Origin of the sequence: Kitasatospora sp. NPDC047058, assembly GCF_040643935.1 — a bacterium.
GTDB lineage: Bacteria > Actinomycetota > Actinomycetes > Streptomycetales > Streptomycetaceae > Kitasatospora.
On record NZ_JBEYVJ010000418.1, the window covers coordinates 1 to 5,604 of the forward strand.

General features: G+C 74.5%; 6 protein-coding genes. 5 read left to right on the forward strand and 1 reads right to left on the reverse strand.

The window, feature by feature from the left end:
* Positions 1 to 106 precede the first annotated feature (106 nt).
* Positions 107 to 1,051 carry a PAC2 family protein gene (locus tag ABZ885_RS34330; RefSeq protein ID WP_360197607.1) on the forward strand — a complete coding sequence of 315 codons (945 nt, stop codon included), beginning with the start codon at positions 107 to 109 and terminating at the stop codon, positions 1,049 to 1,051.
* Between the two features lie 147 nt (positions 1,052 to 1,198).
* Positions 1,199 to 2,206 (forward strand): SGNH/GDSL hydrolase family protein, encoded by a 1,008-nt coding sequence (locus tag ABZ885_RS34335; protein ID WP_360197610.1) that lies wholly within the window; start codon positions 1,199 to 1,201, stop codon positions 2,204 to 2,206.
* Between the two features lie 12 nt (positions 2,207 to 2,218).
* Here the strand turns inward: ABZ885_RS34335 and ABZ885_RS34340 are convergent, their stop codons facing one another.
* Positions 2,219 to 2,827 carry a TetR/AcrR family transcriptional regulator gene (locus ABZ885_RS34340; RefSeq protein ID WP_360197613.1) on the reverse strand — a complete coding sequence of 203 codons (609 nt, stop codon included), beginning with the start codon at positions 2,825 to 2,827 and terminating at the stop codon, positions 2,219 to 2,221.
* Positions 2,828 to 2,913: 86 nt separating this feature from the next.
* Here ABZ885_RS34340 and ABZ885_RS34345 point away from each other — a divergent pair, with 86 nt between their 5' ends.
* From ABZ885_RS34345 to ABZ885_RS34355, 3 genes are all read left to right on the forward strand, one after another.
* A complete protein-coding gene (locus ABZ885_RS34345) occupies positions 2,914 to 4,107 on the forward strand; it encodes an MFS transporter (protein WP_360197616.1) in 1,194 nt (397 codons plus the stop codon).
* 19 nt (positions 4,108 to 4,126) lie between these two features.
* The gene (locus ABZ885_RS34350; protein ID WP_360197619.1) at positions 4,127 to 4,576 is read left to right on the forward strand and encodes a nuclear transport factor 2 family protein; all 450 of its coding nucleotides are present in this window, start codon (positions 4,127 to 4,129) and stop codon (positions 4,574 to 4,576) included.
* A gap of 245 nt (positions 4,577 to 4,821) precedes the next feature.
* Positions 4,822 to 5,604: phophatidylserine decarboxylase associated domain-containing protein (locus ABZ885_RS34355; protein ID WP_360197621.1), on the forward strand; the 783-nt coding region annotated here is incomplete at its 3' end.

Below are 5,604 nucleotides of genomic sequence, written 5' to 3' on the forward strand. Positions count from 1 at the left end.
CCGCACGACGCCCGGCCGGAGCGGGAATTCCGGCGGGGCCGGGCACGCTGCAGACGAGGAGAAGCCGGTAACGAGTCGACGAGTAGAGAACGGGGTTGGGTGCGCGGTGCGTGATCCCCAGGCGCTGTACGAGCTGGATCAGCAGGGCGTGGCCGCCGTGGCCACGGCGAAAGCCGCGTTGGCCGACACCGGCGCCGGGCTGGTGCTGCTCCACCACTTCGAGGGCTTCATGGACGCCGGCGAGGCCGGCGGCCAGGTGGTGGCCCACCTGCTGGAGCAGGGATCGCCGCAGGTGGTGGCCCGCTTCGACCACGACCGCCTGGTGGACTACCGGGCCCGCCGGCCCGCGATGGTCTTCGACCGCGAGCACTGGTCCTCCTACGAGCCGCCGGAGATCCTGCTGCAGCTCGTCCACGACGCCGCCGGCGCGCCGTTCCTGCTGCTCACCGGGCCCGAGCCGGACGTCGAGTGGGAGCGCTTCGCGACCGCCGTGCGCGGGCTGGTCGAGCGCTTCGACGTCCGGCTGACGCTGGACTTCCACGGCATCCCGATGGGCGTGCCGCACACCCGCCCGGTCGGCCTGACCCCGCACGGCAACCGGCTGGACCTCGCGGCGGGCTACCCGCAGTGGTTCGAGCAGGCCCAGGTGCCCGGCAGCGCCCAGGCGCTGCTGGAGTACCGGCTCGCCGAGGCGGGGCACGACGTGCTGGGCTTCGCGGTGCACGTCCCGCACTACGTGGCCCGCTCCGAGTACCCGGCGGCGGCCGTGCTGATCCTGGAGGCGGTGCAGTCGGCCACCGGCCTGGTCCTGCCGGGCACCGGCCTGCGCGCCCGGGTCGGCGAGGTGTACGCCGACATCGAGGAGCAGCTGTCCCAGGGGGACGGCGAGTTGCGCTCGGCGATCCGCGGCATGGAGGGCCAGTACGACGCGGTGGCGGGCGCCGACGGCCGGGAGAGCCTGCTGGCCGAGCCGGCCGACCTGCCGTCGGCCGACGAACTGGGGCGGCGCTTCGAGCAGTTCCTCGCCGAGCACGAGCGCGGCCCCGAGTAGGGCGGCTGCGTGCGCCCGGTGGCGGCGCGCAGAATTCCCCGGACGGGCGGGAGTCATCGGACCCTGCCCGTTCGTTGGTGGTGAGGTGCCCGGGGGACGGGCCGCCGCAGGGAGAGACGTCGCCGTTCCGGCCCCCGGGGGGATTCCATGCCGCTGCCCACGCGCCCGACCGCGCGTTCCGCCGTGCTCGCCGCAGGCCTGGCCGCGGTACTGCTGACCGGCTGCAGCGGTGGCAGCGGCGGAGGCGGGGGCACCGCCGCCACCCCGCCGCCGGACGGCCCGCACCCGGCGCGGGCCACCCCGACGCCCACCCCGACGCCCACGCCCGCCGGTCCGTACGTCGCGCTCGGGGACTCCTACACCTCGGGCCTGAAGATCGCCCCGCAGGTGGGGGAGCCGCGCGGCTGCGCGCGCTCGGCGGTCAACTACCCCTCGCTGCTGGCCAAGTCGCTGGGCCTGGCGGAGGGGCAGTTCCGTGACGTCAGCTGCAGCGGAGCCCGCACCGGCGACCTGACCGGCTCCCAGCAGACCGAGGGCGGGGCCAATCCGCCACAGCTGGACGCGCTCACCCCGGCCACCCGGCTGGTCACGGTCGGGATCGGCGGCAACGACGCCGGTTTCATGGAGGTCGTCGGCGAGTGCGCCAAGGAGAACCTGGTCGACGCGGTGAAGGGCCTGATCGGCTCGGACCGGGCCCAGGCACCCTGCCGGGAGCACTACGCCTCCGCCGGCGGCGCGGCCGACCAGGTGCAGCGCAAGGTCGACGCCGCCGGTGAACGGCTCGGCCAGGTGCTGCAGGAGGTCAAGCGCCGCTCCCCGCAGGCCCGGGTGTACGTGGTCGGCTACCCGGCCCTGCTCCCGGCCGACCCGGCGAGCTGCGTGCCGGTGCTCGGGAGCACCGTCGCCGCCGGGGACCTCGGGTTCCTGGTGGAGAAGGAGCAGCAGTTGAACGCGATGCTCAAGCGCCGGGCGGAGGCGGCCGGCGCGGTCTACGTGGACGCGGCCACCCCCTCGGCCGGGCACGACATGTGCGCCGGCGACGTCGCGCGCTGGGTGGAGCCGCCCTTCCCGGCCTCCGGCCTGGCGGCGATCCACCCCAACGCGCAGGGACAGCAGGGCATGGCGGCCGCCGTCCTCAAGGCCGTCCGGGGCTGAAGCCGGCCCGCCTCAGCTCCTGCCGCCGCCCCCCGGCCCGCCGCCGTCCCGCAGCCTGCCGCCGCTGGCCACCAGGGTGACGCTGCGGGCCAGCTCGGCGGCGTAGTCCCAGGTCAGCGACGGGACGTCGAAGAGCAACCGGTACCACATCGGGCCGAACACGAGGTCGATCAGGTGGTCGTCGTCCGGGTGGACGACCTCACCGCGCTCCCGTCCCCGGGCGAGCATCTCGCGCACCGCCGTCCGGCGGACGTCGATCAGCCGCTCCCGGAGCAGGGCGGCGAACTCCGGGTCCTGCAGCGCCTCGGCGGCCACGGCCCGGTTCAGGGTGCCGCTGACCGTCCGCTGCGCCTCGAAGGTCGCGGTGAGCAGGAGCGTCAGGTCGCCGAGGAGCGAGCCGGTGTCCGGGGTCGGCAGCCTGGTGGCGGCGATGCTGCCGAGGGTGTCCAGCACCACCTCGCCCTTGCTGCGGTAGCGGCGGTACACGGTCTGCTTGGAGACGCCGCTGAGGGCGGCGATGCCCTCCATGCTCAGGCCCCGGTAGCCGTCGCGTTCGACGATCTCGGTCACGGCGGCGCGGATGGCGTCGTCGACGGCGGGGTCACGTGGTCGTCCGGTCATGGGGCCACTCTAACGGGGTTGACATACGGTGCGTCTCGTATTGGAATAGCAATACGCAACGGACCGTATTGGAAAGGGGGGCTCCGATGCGCACCCAACCCGGGCCGGCCCTGCTGGCCCTCTCACTCGGCTACTTCACCCTCGGCACCAGCTCGCTCGCCGTGGTCGGCCTCGGCGCTCCGATCGGCCGCGACCTGCACACCGGGGCCGGCAGCGTCGGCGTCCTGGTCGGCGTGTTCGCGCTGAGCTTCGCGCTGGCCGCGCCCGTCGCCCCCGCGCTGCTGGGCCGGCTGGACCGCCGGACCGCGCTCCTCCTCGGCCTGGTCCTGCTGACCGCCGGCGGCCTGCTCGGTGCCGCCGCCCCCTCCTACGGGGTGCTGGCCGCCTCCCGGGTGGTCGCCGGGCTCGGCGGTGCCGTGTTCGGGCCGGCCTCCTCGGCGGTGGGCTCGCTGATCGTCCCCGAGGAACGCCGCTCCCGGGCGCTGGCCACCGTGTTCGCCGGCATGACGGTGGCGGCGGTCGCCGGGGTGCCGCTCAGCTCCTACCTCGGCGAGGCGGTCGGCTGGCGCTGGGCCCTGGCCGGGGTGGCGGGGGCGAGCCTGCTCGCACTGGTCCTGGTCGCCGCGCTGGTCCCGGCCGTCCCGGCGGGGGAGCCGCCGACCGCCGCCGCGTACCGGGCCGTGCTGGCCGCCCCGGGTGCCACGGCGACCGTGCTCACCACGCTGCTCTACATGGCCGCCCAGTTCACCGTCTACGGCGTGGCCGGCGCCTACGTGGCCGCCCGTTTCGGGGTCGGACCGGGCGCCGTGACCGGGGTGCTGTTCGCCTTCGGCGTGGTCGGCGTCCTGGGCAACGCCAGCGGCGTGCGGCTCTCCGCCCGGCTGGGCGGCGCGGCCACCGTCACGGTCACCCTGGCCGGTCTGGCCGTCGCCTTCCTCGGCCTGCTCGTCACCCCGCGCGGCCCGGCCGGGGCGCTGTTCCTCTTCGCGCTCTGGGCCTTCTTCAGCCAGCTCTACCAGGCCCCGCAGCAGGCCCGGCTGATCGCGCTCCGCCCCGACCAGCGTGCCGTGCTGCTGGCGCTCAACGCCTCGATGCTCTACGTCGGCATCAGCCTCGGCAGCCTGCTCGCCGGCGCGCTGCTGCCCGCCCTCGGCGCCCGGGCGCTGCCCGCCGTGGGTCTCGTCCCGCTCGCCCTCGCCGGCCTGGCCCACCTCGGCTCGGTCCGCGGCCCCGCCCGCGGCCGGTCCGGCGTCGTCACCGTCCGATCCCGCACCGCCTGACCTGAACAGGAGTCACCCCATGACCAGCACCGCAACCGCCAGCGGAACCACCGCCGCCACCGCCACCGCCGACACCACCGCTGACGCCGCCACCGACCCCGCCACCGCCCGCGCGCTGGTCCGGGACTACCTGGAGACCGTCTGGAACCAGGGCCGCACCGACCTCGCCGACCGCTACCTCGCCGAGGGCCTCGCCCAGCACAACCCCAACCTCCCGGACGGCCGGGCCGCGCTCACCGAGTTCATCGACGGTCTGCGCCGGCAGCTGCCCGGCCTCCGCTTCGACCTGCGCCGGCTGGCCGCCGACGGCGACCTGGTCTTCGCCCACTCCCTGTTCACCGCCGCCCCGGGCGACGAGGGCCGGGCCGTCATCGACGTCTTCCGGATCGAGGGCGGCCTGATCGCCGAGCACTGGGACCTCAACGAGGCCGTTCCGGCCACCACCGCGAGCGGCCGCCCGATCGTCTGACCGCCGGCCCCGGCACGGCACGGCCCGGCCCCGCCCCCGCGCAACCCCCACACCCCATCCCGCTCACCCCCGCCCCCTCGATCCGGCCTCCGGTCGAGGGGGCGCTCGCGCGCCCGCCGCACCACCGTTCCGCGACGGCGAAACGCACCGCACCGGCATGTATTCGTACACGATGGATGTGCCCGTGGTACCACTTCCGCAGGCCGGACGGCCCGGCCGTGGGCGAACGGGAGAAAGCCATGGGTGTGGCGGACGATGCAGTCGATCAGCGGTACGGGAACCTCTACGCACGACTCGCCGGATATCTTCCGGAGGACCGCGCGGCCGTCGACGAATGGCAGGAGGGATTCCTGCTCGACGTCGCGGACAGCCCGAGGCCGCCGAGCCGGGCGGTGAGGGAACTGGAACAGTTGATCCGGCACGACCCGGTCGTCCGGATGTACGTGACGGAGATGCTGGCCGGGGCCAAGGCGCCGGGCCGGACCGTCCGCACCATCCCCGAGCTGCTCCGCGCGCTCGACGCGGTCACGGTGACGGCGCCGGCGTACAACCCGGACAGGAAGAAGCGGGTCGCCTTCCCGATGTCGGCCCTCTTCGTCCGCATGATGATGACCACGGCCGGCGAGGCGCTGTTCCGCCAGGAGAAGTTCAACCGGGGGCTCCAGCGCATCCTCAAGGAATGGTGCACCTACCTCGACGGCCCGGACAGCCGGAGCGTCCTGAACGAAGGCCCGGACGGCTGGCTCTCCCCGGACGCCGCCCGTGAATTCAACCTGGACGACTTCGAGGTCGACAAGGGCAGGCCCCACTGGGGATTCGCGTCCTACAACGCCTATTTCCACCGGCAGATCCGGCCGGAGAAGCGCCCCGTCGACCTCGATCCCGACGTGGTCGTCTCGGCCAACGACGGCACCGTCTGGCAGACCGGCACCGACGTCCGGGAGTACGACGAGTTCTGGGTCAAGGGGCAGCCGTACTCGCTGCGGGACATGCTGAACGGCAGCGTCCACACCGCGGACTTCATCGGC

Bases quoted from the DNA above. Each gene is read 5' to 3' on its own strand.
- ABZ885_RS34335 (WP_360197610.1), top strand. From the start codon at position 1,199: ATGCCGCTGCCCACGCGCCCGACCGCGCGTTCCGCCGTGCTCGCCGCA.
- ABZ885_RS34340 (WP_360197613.1), bottom strand. From the start codon at position 2,827: ATGACCGGACGACCACGTGACCCCGCCGTCGACGACGCCATCCGCGCC.
- ABZ885_RS34345 (WP_360197616.1), top strand. From the start codon at position 2,914: ATGCGCACCCAACCCGGGCCGGCCCTGCTGGCCCTCTCACTCGGCTAC.
- ABZ885_RS34350 (WP_360197619.1), top strand. From the start codon at position 4,127: ATGACCAGCACCGCAACCGCCAGCGGAACCACCGCCGCCACCGCCACC.